The 18,564-nt window shown below is 56.3% G+C and carries 17 protein-coding genes and 1 pseudogene; 11 read left to right on the plus strand and 7 right to left on the minus strand.

Annotated features, from left to right (window positions below; all coding sequences use genetic code 11):
* The 3 genes and pseudogenes from ACP5VX_RS02195 to ACP5VX_RS02205 all read left to right on the plus strand — a co-directional run.
* Nucleotides 1-193, plus strand: a pseudogene (locus ACP5VX_RS02195) (hypothetical protein); the annotation flags it as partial.
* 33 nt (nt 194-226) lie between these two features.
* Nucleotides 227-493: a hypothetical protein gene (locus tag ACP5VX_RS02200; protein ID WP_428724268.1), complete on the plus strand. Its 267-nt coding sequence runs from the start codon at nt 227-229 to the stop codon at nt 491-493.
* Between the two features lie 125 nt (nt 494-618).
* Nucleotides 619-1,440 (plus strand): ParB N-terminal domain-containing protein, encoded by an 822-nt coding sequence (locus tag ACP5VX_RS02205; RefSeq protein WP_428724269.1) that lies wholly within the window; start codon nt 619-621, stop codon nt 1,438-1,440.
* Nucleotides 1,441-1,489: 49 nt separating this feature from the next.
* Here the strand turns inward: ACP5VX_RS02205 and lpdA are convergent, their stop codons facing one another.
* Genes lpdA through gcvPA form a run of 3 tightly spaced genes read right to left on the minus strand, consistent with a single transcriptional unit; the run spans nt 1,490 to nt 5,845 of the window.
* Nucleotides 1,490-2,860 (minus strand): dihydrolipoyl dehydrogenase, encoded by a 1,371-nt coding sequence (gene lpdA, locus ACP5VX_RS02210; protein ID WP_428724270.1) that lies wholly within the window; start codon nt 2,858-2,860, stop codon nt 1,490-1,492.
* Nucleotides 2,857-4,416, minus strand: a complete 1,560-nt coding sequence (gene gcvPB / locus ACP5VX_RS02215; protein WP_428724271.1) for an aminomethyl-transferring glycine dehydrogenase subunit GcvPB — start codon at nt 4,414-4,416, stop codon at nt 2,857-2,859. Before gcvPB ends, lpdA begins: the two co-directional genes overlap by 4 nt.
* 1 nt (nt 4,417) lies before the next feature.
* Nucleotides 4,418-5,845, minus strand: a complete 1,428-nt coding sequence (gcvPA, locus tag ACP5VX_RS02220) for an aminomethyl-transferring glycine dehydrogenase subunit GcvPA (protein WP_428724293.1) — start codon at nt 5,843-5,845, stop codon at nt 4,418-4,420.
* A gap of 90 nt (nt 5,846-5,935) precedes the next feature.
* Between gcvPA and gcvT the strand changes: the two genes are divergently transcribed.
* Entirely contained in the window at nt 5,936-7,051 is a 1,116-nt protein-coding gene (gene gcvT, locus ACP5VX_RS02225) for a glycine cleavage system aminomethyltransferase GcvT (protein ID WP_428724272.1), read from the plus strand.
* Nucleotides 7,052-7,056: 5 nt separating this feature from the next.
* On the opposite strand, the gene ACP5VX_RS02230 is transcribed toward gcvT, so the two are convergent.
* Entirely contained in the window at nt 7,057-8,160 is a 1,104-nt protein-coding gene (locus ACP5VX_RS02230; RefSeq protein ID WP_428724294.1) for an ATP-NAD kinase family protein, read from the minus strand.
* Nucleotides 8,161-8,225: 65 nt separating this feature from the next.
* Between ACP5VX_RS02230 and glyA the strand changes: the two genes are divergently transcribed.
* On the plus strand, nt 8,226-9,539 hold the full coding sequence (glyA, locus tag ACP5VX_RS02235) for a serine hydroxymethyltransferase (protein WP_428724273.1): 1,314 nt from the start codon (nt 8,226-8,228) through the stop codon (nt 9,537-9,539).
* 10 nt (nt 9,540-9,549) lie between these two features.
* Nucleotides 9,550-9,990 carry a glycine cleavage system protein GcvH gene (gene gcvH / locus ACP5VX_RS02240; RefSeq protein WP_428724274.1) on the plus strand — a complete coding sequence of 147 codons (441 nt, stop codon included), beginning with the start codon at nt 9,550-9,552 and terminating at the stop codon, nt 9,988-9,990.
* A 6-nt stretch (nt 9,991-9,996) separates the two neighbouring features.
* On the opposite strand, the gene ACP5VX_RS02245 is transcribed toward gcvH, so the two are convergent.
* From ACP5VX_RS02245 to coaBC, 3 genes are all read right to left on the minus strand, one after another.
* Nucleotides 9,997-11,205, minus strand: coding sequence for a PLP-dependent aminotransferase family protein (locus tag ACP5VX_RS02245; protein WP_428724295.1), 1,209 nt, complete (start codon nt 11,203-11,205; stop codon nt 9,997-9,999).
* A 75-nt stretch (nt 11,206-11,280) separates the two neighbouring features.
* Nucleotides 11,281-12,231, minus strand: coding sequence for a cation transporter (locus tag ACP5VX_RS02250; RefSeq protein ID WP_428724275.1), 951 nt, complete (start codon nt 12,229-12,231; stop codon nt 11,281-11,283).
* Nucleotides 12,232-12,369: 138 nt separating this feature from the next.
* Nucleotides 12,370-13,590: a bifunctional phosphopantothenoylcysteine decarboxylase/phosphopantothenate--cysteine ligase CoaBC gene (gene coaBC / locus ACP5VX_RS02255; protein ID WP_428724276.1), complete on the minus strand. Its 1,221-nt coding sequence runs from the start codon at nt 13,588-13,590 to the stop codon at nt 12,370-12,372.
* Between the two features lie 49 nt (nt 13,591-13,639).
* Here coaBC and ACP5VX_RS02260 point away from each other — a divergent pair, with 49 nt between their 5' ends.
* From ACP5VX_RS02260 to ACP5VX_RS02280, 5 genes are all read left to right on the plus strand, one after another.
* On the plus strand, nt 13,640-14,197 hold the full coding sequence (locus ACP5VX_RS02260; protein WP_428724277.1) for a GNAT family N-acetyltransferase: 558 nt from the start codon (nt 13,640-13,642) through the stop codon (nt 14,195-14,197).
* Between the two features lie 106 nt (nt 14,198-14,303).
* Nucleotides 14,304-15,602: an asparagine--tRNA ligase gene (gene asnS, locus ACP5VX_RS02265; protein WP_428724278.1), complete on the plus strand. Its 1,299-nt coding sequence runs from the start codon at nt 14,304-14,306 to the stop codon at nt 15,600-15,602.
* A gap of 66 nt (nt 15,603-15,668) precedes the next feature.
* Nucleotides 15,669-16,262, plus strand: coding sequence for a hypothetical protein (locus tag ACP5VX_RS02270; protein WP_428724279.1), 594 nt, complete (start codon nt 15,669-15,671; stop codon nt 16,260-16,262).
* Entirely contained in the window at nt 16,231-17,559 is a 1,329-nt protein-coding gene (locus ACP5VX_RS02275; protein ID WP_428724280.1) for an ATP-binding cassette domain-containing protein, read from the plus strand. The genes ACP5VX_RS02270 and ACP5VX_RS02275 overlap by 32 nt, the downstream gene beginning before the upstream one ends.
* A 4-nt stretch (nt 17,560-17,563) precedes the next feature.
* Entirely contained in the window at nt 17,564-18,280 is a 717-nt protein-coding gene (locus tag ACP5VX_RS02280; protein ID WP_428724282.1) for a hypothetical protein, read from the plus strand.
* Nucleotides 18,281-18,564 lie beyond the last annotated feature (284 nt).

Consider the following 18,564-nt stretch of genomic DNA (forward strand, 5'->3'; position numbering starts at 1 on the left):
CTCCAAGTCCCTGAGAAGTAGCCCAACCCTTTTTTCCTACATACACCTCCACACATCTCCTAACCTGAGCGTCATAGAAAACCTACAACTCGGGGCGTACACGAGGCGCCACGACAGGTTGAGAGACGACATTGAGGATGTCTTCAGGCTATATCCCGAGCCAGCCGATAGGGCGAAGAGCTTGGGTGGATGAGAGCGGCAGATGCCGGCGATCGCGAGATCCCTAATGTCCAAGCCGAAGCTACCCCTACTCGACGAGCCGACTACGGGCCTCTCTCCCAAGGCCAGCAAGAGCCTACTCGACAAGCTCCTAGAGATCAAGAGTATGGGGGTGTCGATCCTCCTGGTCGAGCAAAACGTCGACTACGCGATGAGCGTAGCGGACAGGGTCTACCACCTCGTCGAGGGCAGGATAGCCGGGGAGTACCTCCCCGGTTCCCACGAGGCGAGAACGCTTATCGAGACCTTCTTGACGGGACGCAAGATGTCTTGAGGCACTAAGACACGGTAGTCTAGCGCGGCGGGTAAAACTTAATTAGTGAGACCCCGAAATCATTCCCACAGTAATCGGCGAGGTGAAAGGTATCGAGCTTCTACGAGATAAAGACACCCAGGCTCGTGCTGAAGATATCAGTGGAGGACCTAGATAAGCTCCACATACACGAGGAGATAATACCCAGCATACTGAAGTGGCTTGTGGAAAAAATAAGGAGCGACAAGGTGTTCAAAGACCCCATCCTCGTCGACGAGAAAACGTTAGTTGTTCTCGACGGGATGCACAGGGTGGCCGCGGCTAAGGAGATAGGGTTCAAGTACATACCCGTCTGCCTCGTGGACTACGACAACGAGTCGATAGAGCTGCACGCCTGGGGCAGGGTCTTCGCAGGCGGCGACTGGAGACAGCTTGTAGACGCCATCAAAAGCGCCGGGTTCCACGTCAGAGAACTGGACAGCATGGAGGAGGGGCAAAGGCTATTAAGCGAGAGGAGGGCTGTTGGCGTGCTCGTCACGCCCGCAGACATCTATGTGATACCCTCCGGAGAAAACGACATCAAGAAGATTTACGACCGAGTTAAGGAGGTCGAGTCGGCAATAGAGAGCATGGGCTTCAAGATCAGTTACATGACTGAAAAAGACTCGATAGACGCGGTTAAATCCGGTAAGGCTGCCGCCTCGCTGATACCCCCCGTGATAACAAAAGACGAGGTGAGGAGAGTCGCCTTGAGAGGTGAAGTCTTCACGCACAAGGCTACGAGGCACGTCATACCAGCGAGGCCAATGAACATCAACGTGCCTCTCGAGTGGTTAACGGGCGACTTGCCGAAAGACGAGGTCAACAGGAGGGTTAGGGAGCTTCTCTCAGGTAAGAGGATAAGGAGGTTACCACCGGGCACTGTACTGGACAGGAGATACGAGGAGGAACTCTACGTTTTTGAATGAAAAACTTTTTATCCCTCTCTATGTTCCACCTATACTTCTCCTCTAGACCTCACTTCCTCACTAGAATGTGTACGGGCTCGCCCAGCATCAGGAGAGCTATCTCTCGAAGGGCCTCCCCTACCGTCAAGTGCGGGTAGGGGAGTTGAGAGACGTCCTCGAACATCATCTTCCCGATCACGACCGGGATGAAGGCCGAAATGACCTCGGAGGCGTTCGGTGCTACTATGTGGACGCCGTACACTTTCGAAGAATCCTCGCTGACCAGCATTTTTATGAACGAGTAAGACCCGTCCTTTATTTTCACGGCCGATAAAAAGTTCAATGGTACCTTGTACCTAACGTACTTTATACCCAGCTTAGAGAGCTCTTTCTCCGTGTAACCCACGTAGGCTACCTCTAGGCCCGTGAAAATCGTTAACGGGACTAGCCTGTAGTCGATGTTGTAGGCCTCCTTCCCCACGATGTTCTTCGACGCGATCATGCTCTCGACCATTGCCTTATGGGCTAGCAGGGGGCCGCCCACAACGTCTCCCGCGGCGTAGATACCGGGGACGCTGGTCTCCAGCCTAGGCGAGACCTTGATGAAACCGGCGCTATCGAGCTCGACCCCCACGTTCTCAAGGTTGACGCCGGAAGTCTTCGGCACACGCCCTACGGCGACAAGCACCTTATCCACCGCTATCTCCTTCCCGTCACTCAGTTTCAGGCGAACACCGCTCTCTCCCTTCTCCACTCCAGCGATCTCGACACCCTCTAGTACGTTGACCCCACGACGTTTCAAGTGGCCTCTAATTGCCTGTGCCACATCGCTGTCGAGGAACGATAGGATCTGGTTGGACCTCTCCACAACGGTTACCTCTACGCCGAGGTTGGCGAATGCGTTGGCAACCTCGACCCCGATCACACCCCCGCCCACAATGGCCAGAGAGCCGGGGCGCTCCCTCATCTGGAAGATCTCTCTGTTACTCACGACGAGCTTACCGTCGAACTCGAGACCCGGCAAGGGCTTGGGGTCTGTACCGAGGGCGAGGAGGACTTTCTCCGCCTCTATCTCGACGTTCTCGCCGTTCTTGACCTTCACTCGTTTACCCTCCTTGATGACCCCCTTCCCGTTGTAGACTTTAACACCATAGGACTCGAACAGGTACTCGATGCCTTGGCGAGCGGCCTCGACCATGGAGTTGGACCACTCTACTATCGACTCCCAGGGCAGTTCTGCACTCCCTCCGACCTTTCTCACCGTCCTGGCGGCTTCGGCAACGTGGTAGAAGGCCTTGCTGGGTACGCATCCGTAGTTTGTACACTCGCCCCCGAGGTAGTGCTCCTCGACGACCGCGACCTTGAGGCCCCTCCTGGCCAGCATGATCGCCGCCGGGTAGCCCGCTACACCGCTCCCCACAACTACAACGTCGTACTTCACGATAGCTCTCCTCTCTGCTTTCTCACGTAAACCCTCCACGTAGGTGCTAGCGTCTTGGGGTGGTCCCCCTTCACGTAGTCGATGAGCTTAACGCTGGTATTAATAGGCCACTTCTTCGCCTCGTCAGGGTTCTCGTAGGCCACCCTACTGATCTCCTTCAGCCTCTCAGCATACCTCTCTATGTTCTCTATAGTCTCGCTCTCGGTGAACTCCACCTGTAGCGCCTCCTTCACTATTAGGGGGAAGTAGACCGTGGGCGCGTAAAAGCCGGCGTCGAGCAACCCCTTTGCGACGTCCATAGCAGTAACACCGGTCTCCTCTGCGAGACGCTTCGCGCTCAACACGACCTCGTTCTTCCTGAACCTGCCTTTACCGTAAGGCACTTCGAAGCCTCTCACCCCTTCGACAAGCTTAATAAAGTAGTTTGTGGCCAGGACAGCGTGCTCGGACACTCTCCTTAGCCCCTGCGGCCCGAGCGACGCTATGTATACATACGCCCACACCAGCGGTATGACGTTGCCGAAGAAGGACTTTATCAGGCCGACGCTATGAGGCCCGGGGTGCTTGAGCCTATAGATGCCCTTTTCCTCGTCGTAAACCACCAGGTAGCCCGGTAAGAGGTCGCTAAGTCTGATGTTCTTGTCCTCGTCGACCACTCGGTCCTTTACGCAGACCGGCCCCGCCCCGGGGCCACCTCCGCCGTGGGGGGAGCTGAACGTCTTGTGTAGGTTCAGGTGGGCGATGTCGAAGCCCATGTCGCCCGGCCTGGCATAGCCTAAGATGCCGTTCAAGTTGGCACCGTCGTAGTAGAGCAGAGCGTCGTACTCGTGCACCAGCTTCACTATGTCCCCTATCCTCTCCTCGAACAGCCCGAGTGTACTCGGGTTGGTGATCATCAGCCCCGCTGTCCTCTCCCCGACGACCGCCCTGAGGGCCTCCATGTCGATATTTCCGTCTTCACCCGTTGGGACGGTGACCGTGACGAAACCGGCCATTGATGCGCTGGCCGGGTTGGTCCCGTGAGCACTATCTGGAACTATGATCTCCCTCTTCAAGTCGGCCATCCCTTTCAACTCGTGATACCTCCGGATCGTCAGTACGCCCGCCAGCTCCCCGTGCGCGCCCGCCGCGGGGTGGAGAGTGCAGACGTCCATGCCCGTGATGTTGGCAAGCCACTTCTGTAGCTCGAAGAGTATCTCGAGCAGCCCTTGGACCGTCCTCTCGTCTTGGAGCGGGTGGAGGTTCGCGATCCTCTCGTCGAATGCGACCCACCAGGCTATCCTCGGGTTGTACTTCATGGTGCATGAGCCTAGTGGTACAGGCCCGTTGTCGACCCCGTAGGACATCTGAGAAAGCCGTGTGTAGTGCCTGACCACCTCGACCTCGGGGAGGCCGGGTATGTTAGGAGGGGTGTCTCGGAGGACTCCTTTCGGTATCCTGATCTCGCCCACAGCCCTGGCAGTGCTGTCGCTGTAAGAGTCTAAGCTGAGCCCCGTGAAGCCCTTGTCAGGGTATTCCAGAATTAACGGCTCGTTCCACTTGGCCTGCCTGAACATCTCACGGCACCCCCTTACCCCCTCTCAGCAGTTCACTTAGTGTGTCCGCAAGTAGGTCGATGTCGTCCTTTGAGTGCACCTCCGTGAAGGCGAACAAGGCCGTCTCGCCTAGCTCGGGGTAGTAGTCACCAATGTACAGCCCCCCGTGTATTCTCCTCGCCAGCAACCCCTCGTGGACTTCCTTGTACCTCACGCCAACCTCGTTGAACGAGATAGGGAACTCGTTGAAGAAGTCCGACTTGAAGACCCTGGTGTTCAAACCGATCTCGGACAGCTTCATCTGAGCGTAGTGGGCGTTGTAGTAGTTGATCTCGGCGAGCCTCCTCAAGCCTTTGCCCCCCAGTAGCGACATGAACACCGCGGCGGCGATCGCCATCAACGCCTCGTTCGTACATATGTTGCTGGTAGCCTTCTCGCGCCTGATGTGCTGCTCCCTGGTCTGGAGGACCATCGAGAACGCCCTCTCGCTCCCGTCCTTCGTGGTTGTGAGGCCTATCAGCCTACCGGGCATCTGCCTAATCAGCCTCATGTCGTACCTGACAGCAAATATCCCCAGGTGGGGGCCGCCATAGTTCATTCCTAGCCCCAGAGACTGTCCCTCGCCCACCGCGATGTCGGCGCCGAGCTCACCCGGCGGCTTGAGTAAGCCGAGCGCTACCGGGTACACCCCGGCGACTGCCAAGGCTCCTCTCTCGTGAGCTAGCTCGAAGACCTCCTTCACACCGCTCTCGATCACCCCAAAGAAGTTCGGGTACTGGACGTAGACGCCGGCGGTCTCGCCGTCCAACTTGTTTTTGACGTCCTCCAAGTCGACCTCGCCGGTTGCCCTGTCGTACTCTACCTCCACGAGCTTTATACCGTGGGGCCTGGTGTAAGCCTCGACCACCCTCTTGTGGAACGGGTTCACGTTTTTCGGGATAAGGAACTTGCTCCTCCCCTTGTTGACTCTCGAGACCATTAGAACGGCTTCGGCCAGTGCCGATCCCCAGTCGTACATTGACGCGTTCACTACGTCCATTTCGAGAAGCTCGGCCATGAGGCTCTGGTACTCGAAGATAGCCTGCATAAGCCCCTGCGATATCTCGGCCTGGTAGGGTGTGTAGGCTGTTAAGAACTCGCCCCTCGATATTATGTACTTCACTACCGGCGGCACGTAGTGAGGGTAGACTCCCCCGCCCATGAACGGGGGTGTTCTAAGGGCCGTGTTCTTGCTCAGCTTTTCGTCCATTAACCTCTTCAACTCGACCTCGGACAAGGGCCTGCCGAACCCTATGTCCAGCTTTAGCCAGTCTTCGAGCTTCATCCTGTACGTCTCCGGTATGTCGGCAAACAACTCCTCTACGCTCTTGACACCGATCGTCTTCAGCATCTTTTCTACGTCTTTGTCGTTGAGTGTGGATATCCACGGCTGAGTGTAATCTGGGGTCATTCCGTTCATCCGTGATAAGGAATGTCGCGTGAGTTTATATTTGCTTATAGGAATCATATCTGTACTGTCGACAAGACGGAGATCGGGACTATGCCTAAAATCCAGCTTCTAGACTTCTACGTAGAAAAACTAGGCGCTGAGCCGGGCACGTTCGGCGATTGGGAGGTTCCTTACAGGTTCAGCGGCGCCATAGAAGAACACCTCGAAGTGAGAAGAAGGGCGGCTTTCTTCGACGTCTCCCACATGGGGAGACTCCTAGTGAGGGGCAGCGACTCCTTCGAGTTCTTGCAGTACGTCTACACGAAGGACTTAGGCAAGGTAAAAACAGGGTTCATGAGCGGCCCCACCCTGTCCTTGAACCAGTTTGCGAGAGTGAAGGACGACGAGATGCTATACAAGCTGAGCGACGAGGAGTGGCTGATAGTCACGAACGCCCTAGCCACGGAGAAGATGAAGAGCTTCTTCGCGTCTGTCAAGAGTGAAAAGGGCTTCAAGGTCGAGATCTCGGACTTGACGAACGAGTACTCCATGCTAGCGTTGCAGGGCCCAGAGAGCGTTAGGGTCATGGAGGCTCTCGGCGCCGGCTGGGCCTCGGGGCTTAAGCCGCTCGAGTTCAGGCTGAACGAGGTAATCGGCAACGCGAGCGTCTACCTCGTGAGCAGGAGTGGTTGGACTGGAGAGGACGGTTTCGAGATATGGGCTAGGCCGGCGGAGGCCGTTAAACTAGTCGAGCAACTCGTGAAGCTGGGTGTAAAGCCGGCGGGCCTCATAGCCAGGGACACCCTCAGGATTGAGGCGGGTTTCGTGCTGGGGGGTAACGAGTACGGTGAAGACCCCCTGAAGTTCCCCTGCGCGGTCGGGTTGAGGTACGGGATGGGCGCCATCTCGTGGAGTAAACGAGGGTTCGTGGGAGAGGAGGCTCTCAGGGCTTGTCGCAGGGAGGGGCCGAGGTGGGTGAGGTACGGCCTAAAGTTCTCGAAAGAAGCTGGGAGGATCGTGCCCAGGAACGGCGACGCAGTCTACGTCGAGGACGTCCGTGTTGGTTGGGTCACCAGCGGAATGTACTCGCCAGTCCTAGAGAGGCCTATAGCGCAAGCCTACATAGACACCAGGTACGCTGTACTGGGCGAGGAGGTGGAGGTAGAAGTTAGAGGCAAGAGGCACGAAGCCAAGATAGTCGACTTCCCATTCATCGTCAAGAAGTGAGGGGGTCAAACCGCTTTTTTCACAACATACTGACCGTAGTCTACCAGCACCCGGTAGTAGCCCCTAAGCTTGTTGTCAACCTCCTCGTCTCCAGTGTAGACCCTTAGGTAGTCCAGCTCGCGGATTTTGGATAGTGTCGCGACCACGATGATGTTCTCCCTTGGGACGAGCCTCAGTACGTTCGGCGAGATCTGCTGGTTACCCCTACCGAATATGAAGCCCTGCCTCCCAATCGGCGTGACGACAACATACGTCTTCGCACCTCTGCCGACTATCTCAAGCAGAGGCCTCTCCCACGTGTCCCTCAACACCACCCTCCTGTTGAGCACCACGTCTACGCCTAACTGCGTGAGGTCGTCCCGTAGGAACTCCCCGATAGCCTTCACCGTGCTCCCGGGGCCCAGTATGTAGTAAGCGCCGTCCTCCATTGTCTCGTACAGGTACCTAGCTATCGCTCTTTTGTTCTCCTCGTCGTCCGAGCTCGTCACGAGACCCTTACTGGGCTGTAGTAAGCCCTCGACCCTCACAGTCTTGACGTAGCCGTAGACCCTCAGGCTCAGTTTATCCGACCGGAACAGCTCCTCGTCCACGTCCACAACCTCCGCCTCGACGATGGCCCCGCTGCCGCGCAGGTAGGCCTCGAGAATCCCGGCCGCATCCCGTGGGGTATACGCGAAGGCCCCGCTGTAGACTTTAACCCCGCTGGGGACACCCAAGACAGGCAACGACGTCCCGACTACGCTGTAAACGTCCTTTAGGGTGCCGTCGCCCCCCACGAAGACAATGATGTCGACTCCCGCACGAAGCATCTCGGCGACTGAAGCAATAGTGTCCTCCCTGGTCGTAGACCCTTTCCTCTCTCCCACGACTTTTTCCACGAGCTCGGTGAGGCCCGCCTCAGCGACCTCGTCCTCGCCCATTAAGCCCGCTGCCGTCACTATTCTAAATTCCCTCGAACGCAGGCTCCGCAGGAACTCTACCGCGCGTCTAGGGGCGATCAGCTGGTAACCGAGCGAGAGAGCCCTCGCAACGGCCTTCTCGTCGGTCCCTTTGCTACCTATAGCGCCCCCTAGCCCGGCATATGGGTTGACAACGAAGCCGACCCTCATTACTACCACTGGCCCTCTGGTATCCTTATATACGTGTATGAACAATAAGAAGGTGAAGGGGTCTAATGCTAGAGGACCTACTATCAAAGTACCCCGACCTTAAGCACGTTTACGACCTCACGATCACCCATACCAGGTACAGGAAGAAAGAGACGATCAACCTAATAGCGAGCGAGAACGTGATGTCGCCGCTCGCGATGCTCCTGTACTTGAACGACATGATGCACAGGTACGCCGAAGGCAAGCCCTTCAAGAGGTTCTACCAGGGGCTGAAGTACGTCGACGAGCTGGAAGTGAAGGCTTCAGAACTCATGGGCCAGCTGCTCAACACCAAGTTCGTGGACCTAAGACCGGTCAGCGGCACTACAGCCAACGCTGCTGCTTTCAGGGCCTTCACCAAGCCAGGGGACAAGGCTGTAGTGGCGCCAGTCCAAGCGGGGGCGCACGTTAGCCACACACGCTACGGCACGCTAGGTGCTCTCGGGATAGAGCAGATAGACATGCCGTTCTCGATTGAGGAGTGGAACATAGACGTGGACAAGGCCGTTAAACTAATCGAAGAGGTCAAGCCCAAGATAGTCACGCTCGGGGGCTCCCTCTACATCTTTCCCCACCCCACCAAACCGATTGCTGAGGCTGCGCACAGCGTGGGTGCAAAGGTAATACACGACGTAGCGCACGTGCTGGGCCTCATAGTAGGGGGAGTCTGGCCCAACCCCCTCAACGAGGGGGCAGACGTTATAACGTCTTCGACGCACAAGACGTTCCCTGGGCCTCAGGGAGGCTTGTTCGCAACTAGGCTAGAGGAGGACTACAAGGAGATAGGTAAAGTGATATTCCCCATGTTCGTCTCCAACCACCACTTACACAGGCTAGCCGCCACCGCGGTCACGGCCCTAGAGATGAGGGAGTTCGGGAGGGACTACGCAAGCCAAGTGGTGAAGAACGCCAAGGCCCTCGCGCAGGCTCTGGCGAGTAGGGGGGTCAAAGTCGTGATGGAGGAGAAGGGCTTCACCGAGAGCCACCAGGTCGTCTTAGACGTCTCGAGGCACGGGAGGGGTACTAAGGTCGCAGCGGCCCTGGAGGAGGCAAACATAATAGTCAACAAGAACATGTTGCCCTGGGACAGGCCGGAGGACGTGAAAGACCCCTCGGGTATCAGGATAGGCGTGCAGGAGGTCACAAGGTGGGGTATGAAGGAGGGGGAGATGGAAGAGATAGCCGAGTTCATCAAGCAGGTGATCGTGGATAAAAGGGACCCGTCAGAAGTCAGGAGGAAAGTAATCGAGTTCAGGAAGGAGTTCCTCGAGGTCCAGTACTGCTTCAAGATCTCGAGAGAGGACGAGGTAAGGTTATTGTCTCTCCTACTACATCCATGACACGGGTTGGGTGAGCGGCGTGTCCAGCGGGGAGATAGTGGTAGAAGTGGGGAAAAAGAAGTACGTGGTCAAGACAGACAGGCTCTACACCGAGACCGACGAGTGGATTAAAGTCGAGGGCAATAAAGGCGTTGTAGGTGTAACAGACTTCGCTCAGAAAGAGCTCAGAGACATAGTCGGCGTCGAGCTGCCGGAGGTCGGCACGGAGGTGAAGAAGGGGAAGGCGGTGGGGAGTCTGGACTCTGTGAAAGCGACCTCCCACTACTACGCTCCGGTGTCAGGTGTTGTTACCAGAGTCAACGAGAGGCTTACCGATACACCTGAGCTGATCAACAAAGACCCCTACGGCGAGGGCTGGATATTCGAGCTGGAGATCAAGGACCCAAACGAACTTAACAGCCTGTTGAAACCCGAGGCCTACGCTGAGAAGATCAGGAGGCAAGCCCACTAACCGCTACTAGGACAGCTCCCTTACTAGAAGCCCGAGCTTTTTGATACCCTCCTCGATCTCGTCCATTCCCACCATTGTAAAGTTAAGCCTAATACTGCTTCTCCCCGAGTCGTCGAGGTAGAAGGGCTTTGCGGGGACGACCGCTACACCGTACTTCTCCAGTAGCATGTCGGCAAAGACCTCGGAGTCTATCCCTGCAGGGAGTTTCAGCAGTATGAACATGCCGCCGCGCGGTCTGTTGTACGAGGCTCCCTGGACGTACTCGTCTAGGGCAGACATCATCGTGTCGCGCTTTCTCGCATACTCCTGTACGGCCCTCCTCTTTATCTGGTCGTACAAGCCCTCTCTTAAGACCCGGTCTACCAGGAGTTGCATCGGGACTGGAGCGCACATGTCGCTAGGGCCTTTGATCGCCTTCACGACTTCCACTATTTCGGAGGGGGCGCTGAGCCATCCTATGCGTAGACCCGTCCCGAGCACCTTGCTGAAGCTGCCGACGTAGACAACCCTCCCCTCCTTGTCGTAGTAAGAGAGCGGCTTGTAGCTACCCTCATAGACCAGGTGATTGTACGCGGCGTCCTCGACGACCAGGAGGTCGTACCTCGACGCGATCTCGACCAAGTGCTTTCTCCTCTCCTCGCTCATGACGACCCCGGCAGGGTTGTGCCCGGTGGGTATCGTGTAGACGAGCTTTACCTTTCTACCCTCCGATAGGAGTCTCTTCACGACCGCCTCGAGACCGTGTGTATCAACTCCCTCCCCGTCGACGCCGACCCCGACAAGCCGCGCCCCGTAGAACTCCCAGTCGACTATCGTGTTAACGTAGCTGGGGTTCTCGAGGATCACGTGGTCCCCAGGGTCTATGAAGAGCTTCCCTAGCAAGTCGATCGCCTGACTCCCACCCACGGTCACCAGCACGTTGTCCTCGCTGGTCTTCACGCCCTCGTACCTCCACATGAAATCCGCGATAGACCTCCTAAGCGAGGGCAGCCCCTCGGTGGGAGAGTAGTTGCAGGACTTGGTCTCCTCGTGGAGGACCTTGCCGAGTATGGTAGAGTAGAGGTCTCTCGGTATTACGTTGGGGTCCGGCTCGCCGGCCGCAAACGATATAACTTTTCTCGTGGCGGAGATCGCCGAGATCTTTGAGACGAGAGTTCTTATCGGGGATGGTTTAACAAAGTTGACGCGGTAGGAGAACTTGTGAGATACCGACATCAACACCACACAGTTGCATAATGGGTTTCGTTAAAGAATAAATCCTTAGCGCTAGTCCGGTGGACAGGTGAGTCCCTACCTCTTCCTCCTCGCCTTCAACTCTTCTCCCCGGGCCCTCTCGCCCTCGGCAACCCTTTCAACCGACACCTCCGGGTGGAACCTGACGTCTACGTGGTAAACCGAGTCGTAGAGCTCGATCACCCTCTTGACTATCTTCCTCCTCAACTTGAAAGCGTCTCTTATCGTGGTGAGAGGGTCGATGTACACATCGACGCTGATCACGTAGAACGACGCTAGCTTCCTTGCCTCAACAGACTTAACGCGGGCCCCCGCGGATGCCAGCAGGTCTTGTATGCTGTTCATTACTGCGAGACTCATCTTGTAGTCGAGGTTCTCGCCTCTTATCAGCGAGACGCTGTCGCTGACTATACCTTGTACGCTGTGGAGTATGAACATCATCAACACGACTGTGAACAGTACTTCCAAAGCCGTGCTCTTTGTTATAGACGTGGCTAGTATCCCGACGGTGGCCGTTACGCCTGCCAGCGCATCGACTAGCGCGTGCGTGGACTCGTACCTGAGAGTCTCTATATTGTACTTCTCGAACCCCCTCCTCAACGTAGTGTACGTTAAGACGGTGATGGCGGTCCCGGCGATCGTGGCAATACTCGAGTACATGTTCACGGTAGCGGCTTCGCCCGCGTACAGGAGGCCGTTCAAGAAGTCGTAGAAGACGTAGAAGTAGACCCCGACCACGGTTAGGGCTATCAACAGGCCCAGTGTCGACTCCAGGACTACAACGCCCATAGGGTACCTCCTGCTCAGGCGGCTCGCGAAGTATAGTCCGAGGAGCAGAGTTAGTTCTAGGAGCGAGTCCGTGACCCAGTGTACCAAGTCCGTGAACAGTATTATGTTGTTCATGAAGACGACGAACACCGAGTCGATCAAAACGCCGACTAACCCGAGAGCAAACGTGTACACCAGGACTCTACTCGCCCATTTAAGCCTAAAGGTGAGATTAGCCATTTCGCTTCACCCGCGTAACAACTCTTGAGATAGGGACGTAACCTAGTTGAGACCGGTTCCCTGTCCAAAAGTTATGTGTGGCTCCTCTTTTTGCGTAATAGTGTGCGCCTCTTATATACCTTTTTCATCTCTGGGGACTTACTTTGGCAGGTTCCCTGACACGAAGTCGACTAAGTATCTGGCGAGCTCGAGCTTGTGCACGAGGCCGAGTTCTCTGACCTCGCTGGGAGTTATCAGGATTGCGTCCAAGTAGCTCTCAGAGAAGCCGGCGCCCCTTGTCAGTACGTTGTGTGCTACCACTAGGTCTGCCCGGTACTCGGTCAACTTGGCCGCGCCTCTCTCGGCGAGTTCTCTACCGGAAGACGTCTCCGCCGCGAAGGCTACTACAATCTTAGGCCTCTTCGACACGGAGGCTATGACTTTCTCCGTGGGGACTAGAGTTAGAGTGAGCCTTTCGGTTCTCGACGTCGGTATTTTGGTCGGGCTCTTCTCCAGCGGCTTGTAATCCGCTGGCGCGGCCGCGAACACCGCCGCGTCGTATACGTGCTTCGCGGTAAGCTCCTTCACAATACTCGCCATGTCGCTTGTCTCCTCGGCGTAGTACTTGTTAACGTTGTACGGGGGCGGCAGGCTCATCCTCCCATAGACCAGGTCGACGACAGCGCCTCTGCAGGCCGCCTCCCTGGCCACTAGGACGCCCATTAGACCACTGCTAGGGTTAGTTATGACCCTAACCGGGTCTATCTTCTCGACCGTGGCGCCGGCTGTTACCAGGATTCTTCTACCTTCAAGGTCTGCCCCCCTATTCACGGCTGCCTCGACGCAGTGGACGAGATCCTGTAGCGGGGGGTACTTGGCCTTACCCTCTTCTATCATAGGTCTTACTATAACCGCGCCGTAGGACCTAAGGGTCTCTTCCACTCTCTTGTACTGCGGGGAGTTGTACAGCCTTAGGTTCATGGCCGGCACGAAAACCACTCGCTTTCCGTCCCCCATCATTGTGGCAGCGGTCAAGTGGAGCAGCTCGTCTAGGACTCCACTCGCTATCTTCCCCATCGTGTTTAGGGTGGCAGGGGCTATCACCATCGCATCACCCCACCTAGCCAAGTCTATGTGCTCCGTCCTCCCCGTAGACTCGATGAACGGCTCCCAGCCCGTGGCCCAGTAGACTAGGTCAGGCCCTATCAGCCTCGTGGAGGCCCTCGTCATGACCGCCCTGACGCTAGCGCCCAGCCTGATAAGCTCTCTCGCAAGGTCTATCGACCTGTAAACCGCGCTACTCGCCGTCAAGCCGAGAACGATCTTTTTCTCTCTTAGTGGCGTCACTTCCCTTGGCCTGATCTCTTCCGGCAAACTCAACGATGTCACCGTAAAATAGATTATTCGCCAGAACATATATAACGTCCTGGTGAACGGCTTGAAAACAGACGTCAAAAGGCCCAGCGCAGAAGAGATACTGGAAGAGGCCAAGAAGAGGCTGGCCGCCGAGGCGGCCGACTACACTATTAGGCCGGCGGTGAGGGAGGACATAAAGAGCGTCATCGAGATAAACATGGTGTCACTACCAGAGCACTACCCTGACGAGTTCTTCTACGAGCTGTACGAGCACTACGGTAAAGCCTTCTACGTCGCCGTAGACCCGAGCGGAAGGGTCGTGGGGTACATAATGAACAGAGTGGAGTGGAAGCCCGGTTTCTTCAAGCACTTCATCGTGAGGAGCGGTCACGTTGTCAGCATAGCGGTACTAAAGGAACACAGGGGCAGGAGTCTGGGCTTCGCCTTGATGGCGTACGGGATTTATAGTATGAAGACCGACTACAAGTGCGAGGAGACCTACCTCGAAGTCAGGGTCTCCAACCTGCCCGCGATAAACCTGTACAAGAAGCTGGGGTACGAAGTCGTCAAGGTGGCCAGGGGCTATTACCTAGACGGGGAAGACGCCTACGTGATGGCAAGGCCCCTATAGACGCCGTGACAGGTCTTAACAGGCATTACGTACCGTGTTTTCCAAAGCTCGGTGCGACAACCTGTTTATATTGACCTAAGGCCTATCATGGTGTCAGGGGGCGTGGATGCTCTTCCACCAGATCGGCGCCCTGCTAAGCGACGATATGGTGGGTAAGAGGGTTTGTCTGAGGGGTTGGATTTACCGTAGGAGCGTGGTCGGAGGGAAGGCTTTTGTCAGGGTGAGGGACTCGACAGGAATAATCCAAGTAGTAGTGGACGAGGCCGTCCTCGGCGAGGAGCTCGTCAAGACGTTAAAGGACATAGGATTGGAGGCTAGCGTTGAGGCGTGCGGCACTGTAATGAAGCAGCCCAGAGCGCCGACAGGGTACGAGGTTATGGCCGACTACTTCAGAATCTTGGGCTACAGCAGGGACTTCCCCATAAAGGGCGGGGAGGGGGTCGAGTACCTCCTAGACAACAGGCACCTCGTCATTAGGAGCCCGAAGTACACCGCGATATGGAAGATAAAGCACACGATACTCGACGCCGGTAGAGAGTGGTTTAAGAAGGACGGCTGGTGGGAGGTAACCCCACCCATACTCACAGCCTCAGCTTGCGAGGGCGGTGCCACTCTATTCCCGGTCCAGTACTTCGAAAAGCGGGCATATTTGAGCCAGAGCGCCCAACTGTACCTCGAGGTTATGATATTCAGCTTGGAGAAGGTCTGGAGCCTGACCCCGAGTTTCAGGGCCGAGCAGAGTAGGACTAGGCGCCACCTCGCAGAGTACTGGCACCTGGAGGCCGAAGCCGCGTGGTACGACATGAACGACATGATGAGAGTAGTAGAAAGTCTTGTCTCCCACATCGTCAACAGGGTTCTAGAGGAGAGGAGGAGAGAGCTGGACGCGCTCGGCAGGAAGGTGGACTCCCTGAAGACCGCTGTGGAGACTCCCTACCCTAGAATAAAGTACGACGAGGCGATCGAGATACTCCAGAAGAAGGGTGTGGATATAAAGTGGGGTAGCGACCTGGGCGCGGACGAAGAGAGGTTGCTCACGCAGGAGTTCGACAGACCGTTCTTCGTGACGCACTTCCCCAAAGAGGTCAAGAGCTTCTACATGAAGCTAGACCCGGAGAACCCGAGAGTCGTCCTAGGCTTCGACCTGCTGGCTCCCGAGGGCTACGGGGAGGTGGTCGGGGGTAGCCAGCGTGAAGACGACTACGACAAGCTGCTACAGAGGATAGTCGAGAACGGGTACAACGTGGACGACTACAAGTGGTATCTGGACCTGAGGAAGTACGGGAGCGTTGTCCACAGCGGTTTCGGGCTGGGGATCGAGAGGCTGCTGATGTGGATCGCCGGGCTCGAGCACATAAGGGACGCTATTCCGTTCCCGAGGTTCAGGGGTAGGATATACCCCTAGAGGTCGTCGGGCTAGTTTTATTTAACTACCCGTTGATTCTAGAGTGTGAGCCCGACAGGTGGTCGCTTGCTATCTAAGGGTAAAACGGAGAACATCGGCATCGTTGCGTCCCTGGTAGCTTTGTCCGTGATACTCCACTTATTCAACATACCCTTCCCCCCAGCACAGTACTTGCTATTCGACCTCACCGGCATACCCCTCGCCGTCTCGATGTTCTTCAGCCCCCGTCTCACCGTGATCGCAGGGTTACCTGTCTTCTACATAGGCCTCCTCCTGTACAGGCCCCAAGACCCGATAGGGCCGTTCATGAAGGTCGCTGCCGAAGGCTTCACTATATTGCCTTTCTACGTCCTCTACCAGAGGAAGTGGTTCGCGACGAAGGCGCGCGCCGCGTTGGCCACAGGCTTAGTAGTCACGTCACGCACGGCCAGCATGCTCGTGTTAAACCTCGCTATAGACCCCTTCTACTTCGTCCTGTTCAAGTGGGTCGAGAGCTACAGCCAGGGTCTCCAGCTAACCCTGATGGCCCTGCCATACGTCTGCGTCTTCAACGTTATCACAGCAGTTTACGTAACGTGGCTCTCGCTGCCGATCGTCAGGGAGCTCGAGAAAGTGGGTGTTTTACCCTATGTCAAAAGTTCTCAGGGTGAAGGGTCTTAGAGTCAGGTACCCCGGTGGAGACTGGGTTCTGAAGGGTCTCGACCTAGAGGTCGGTAAAGGAGAAGTCGCTCTAATAGTGGGAGGAACGGGCTCTGGCAAGACCACTTTTGTAAGGGCGATCACGTGCGTCGCGAGCAAACTCTACCACGCAGACGTAGAGGGCGTCGTCGAGATAGGAGGGGTCAAGCTGACAGACGAGAGCTGGGAGTACGTGAAGGACAGGATCAAGGTCGTCCCGCAAAACCCGAGAGCCGCGCTTGTCTACCCAGTCGTTTACGAGGACCTGGTGTCTTACGCGTACCAGGTCTACAAGTCGAAGTCTCTCGCCGAGAAGGCCATCTCTAACGTCAGCAAGGTGTTCAAGATCTCTCACCTCCTCGACAGGCACGTCGACCAGCTCTCGGGGGGAGAGCTGAGGAGGGTGAGCATCGCGAAGTCTATGATCTCAAGCCCCGACATCGTAGTACTCGACGAGCCGCTAATGTGGCTCGACGACAACGGTGTTCGGGAGGTTAGGAGCGCTATAGAGATACTCAAACTGTACGACGTCGCTGTCGTCGTGCTAGAACACCGTTTCAAGAGACTACTCGACCTGGCAGACAAGGTCCTGTTACTGAAGGACGGTGTTTTGAACCCGATGGACGGTGTGAATACAGGCGAAGACAGGGCAGGGGTAAGTATAACTCCCGAGAAGCCCACAGCCGGGGAGAGGGACGTACTGCTCGAGCTCAGAGACGTCTCGCTCCACGTAGGTTCCTTGAGTCTCAATAGAATTAGTTTAAAGGTCAAGAGAGGGGACAAGGTAGTAGTGTACGGCCTAAACGGGTCAGGTAAGACGACGCTGTTCAAGCTAATAGCGGGCGTGTTAAAGCCTGAGAAAGGGAAGGTCGTTAGAAGAGCTGAAACGCTCTACATACCCCAGGTACCCTACCTCTACTTCACGGAGGGGAGTCTCTCGGAGGAGGCTAGAGCCGTGGGGGCCGGCCACGCTCTGCCAGGTCTATACTCGGGGCGGGCTCTGTCCCTGGACAGGTCCCCTTTCACACTGTCGTGGGGTGAGGCTATCCGCTTTATCGTAGAGCTCTCTCTTAACTCGAGACACGAGCTACTGCTACTGGACGAGCCCTTCTCGGGCTTGACGTACCAAGATAGAGAGGAGATCGGACGGAGGTTGGCCGAGACGTCTAAGACCGTCATAGTCGCCGCCAGCAGTACCGAGCACCTCGTCTACCTCAAGGGCTTCAGGCTTGTAGAGCTGCGCGACGGCACTCTCACGGAAAGGGGGGTCGTAAGGTGAGAACTTGCTGAGGAGCTTTTCGGAGATTCTCAGATACGGTAAGAGCCTCGAGGCCTCTCTCGCCAGCCGCGTCGCTATGACCATGTCATTATTTGTCACCATAGTACTTGCCTCTCTCTCCCAACCCAAGCCGTCTAGCTGGCTTGTAGCCGCGGTAGTCGCGGTCGTGGAACTATCCATACTAAAGGTGGCGAGCGGCGTGAGGACGCTACTCAGGGCAGTCGCCGTGATAGGGCTCTTCGTGACTATCAGCCTGGTTATGAGGCTTGTCGGGATTTTCCTCTTCCACAACCCAGTTAGCGTCGAGTCCACGCTCTACTCGACCGTGCTACTGGTCGAGGCATTCCTGGCGATCAGCGTCTTTTTGCAGACGGTCAGGCCAGGAGAGCTCGTCTGGCTCGCTGACAAGGTCGGGTTAAAGAGGGCGGGTCGTATGCTAGCCCTGGTCATGACGCACATCGGTAGTATAGTCTCTGCCTACTCAGAGGTACTGGTTGTGGTGCGACTCAAGAAGACGAGGACCGTCCTAGCGCTCAGGCCTCTCTTGCTATACACAGTCGAGTACGGCATCCAGGTCAACGAAGCCGTCTACTTGTACGGCTTACCCGACCCCGTCCCCGACTTGGAGGGGCCGGTGGCAAAACGCGCACACGACCTGCCTGTCTTCCTGGTGTCCCTTATCACGCCCCTTACCGGGTTTCTACTCCTACACCTGCTCTAGGGGCTCGATCAGCGTTTAATCAGTTGATGAAACAATACCACAAGCTCAAAGTTGTGCCAAGATTATAAGCTATGACGTTCAAGTAAAGAAGTGAATAGGTGGTATAGTCTTGAAAAGAGAGAAGGTATTAGGACTTACAATTATTATAGTACTTGTGTACTCACTGGTAACATTCTTAACTGTATCCCCTGTACACGTAAGGGCACAGGAACCCGTGACCGTTGACGGCGTGGGCTTCGACTGGCCTTACACCTCATGCCACGCGCTCGACCCGGCCGGCGACC

Source organism: Thermogladius sp. (genome assembly GCF_049970955.1).
Lineage (GTDB): Archaea > Thermoproteota > Thermoprotei_A > Sulfolobales > Desulfurococcaceae > Thermogladius.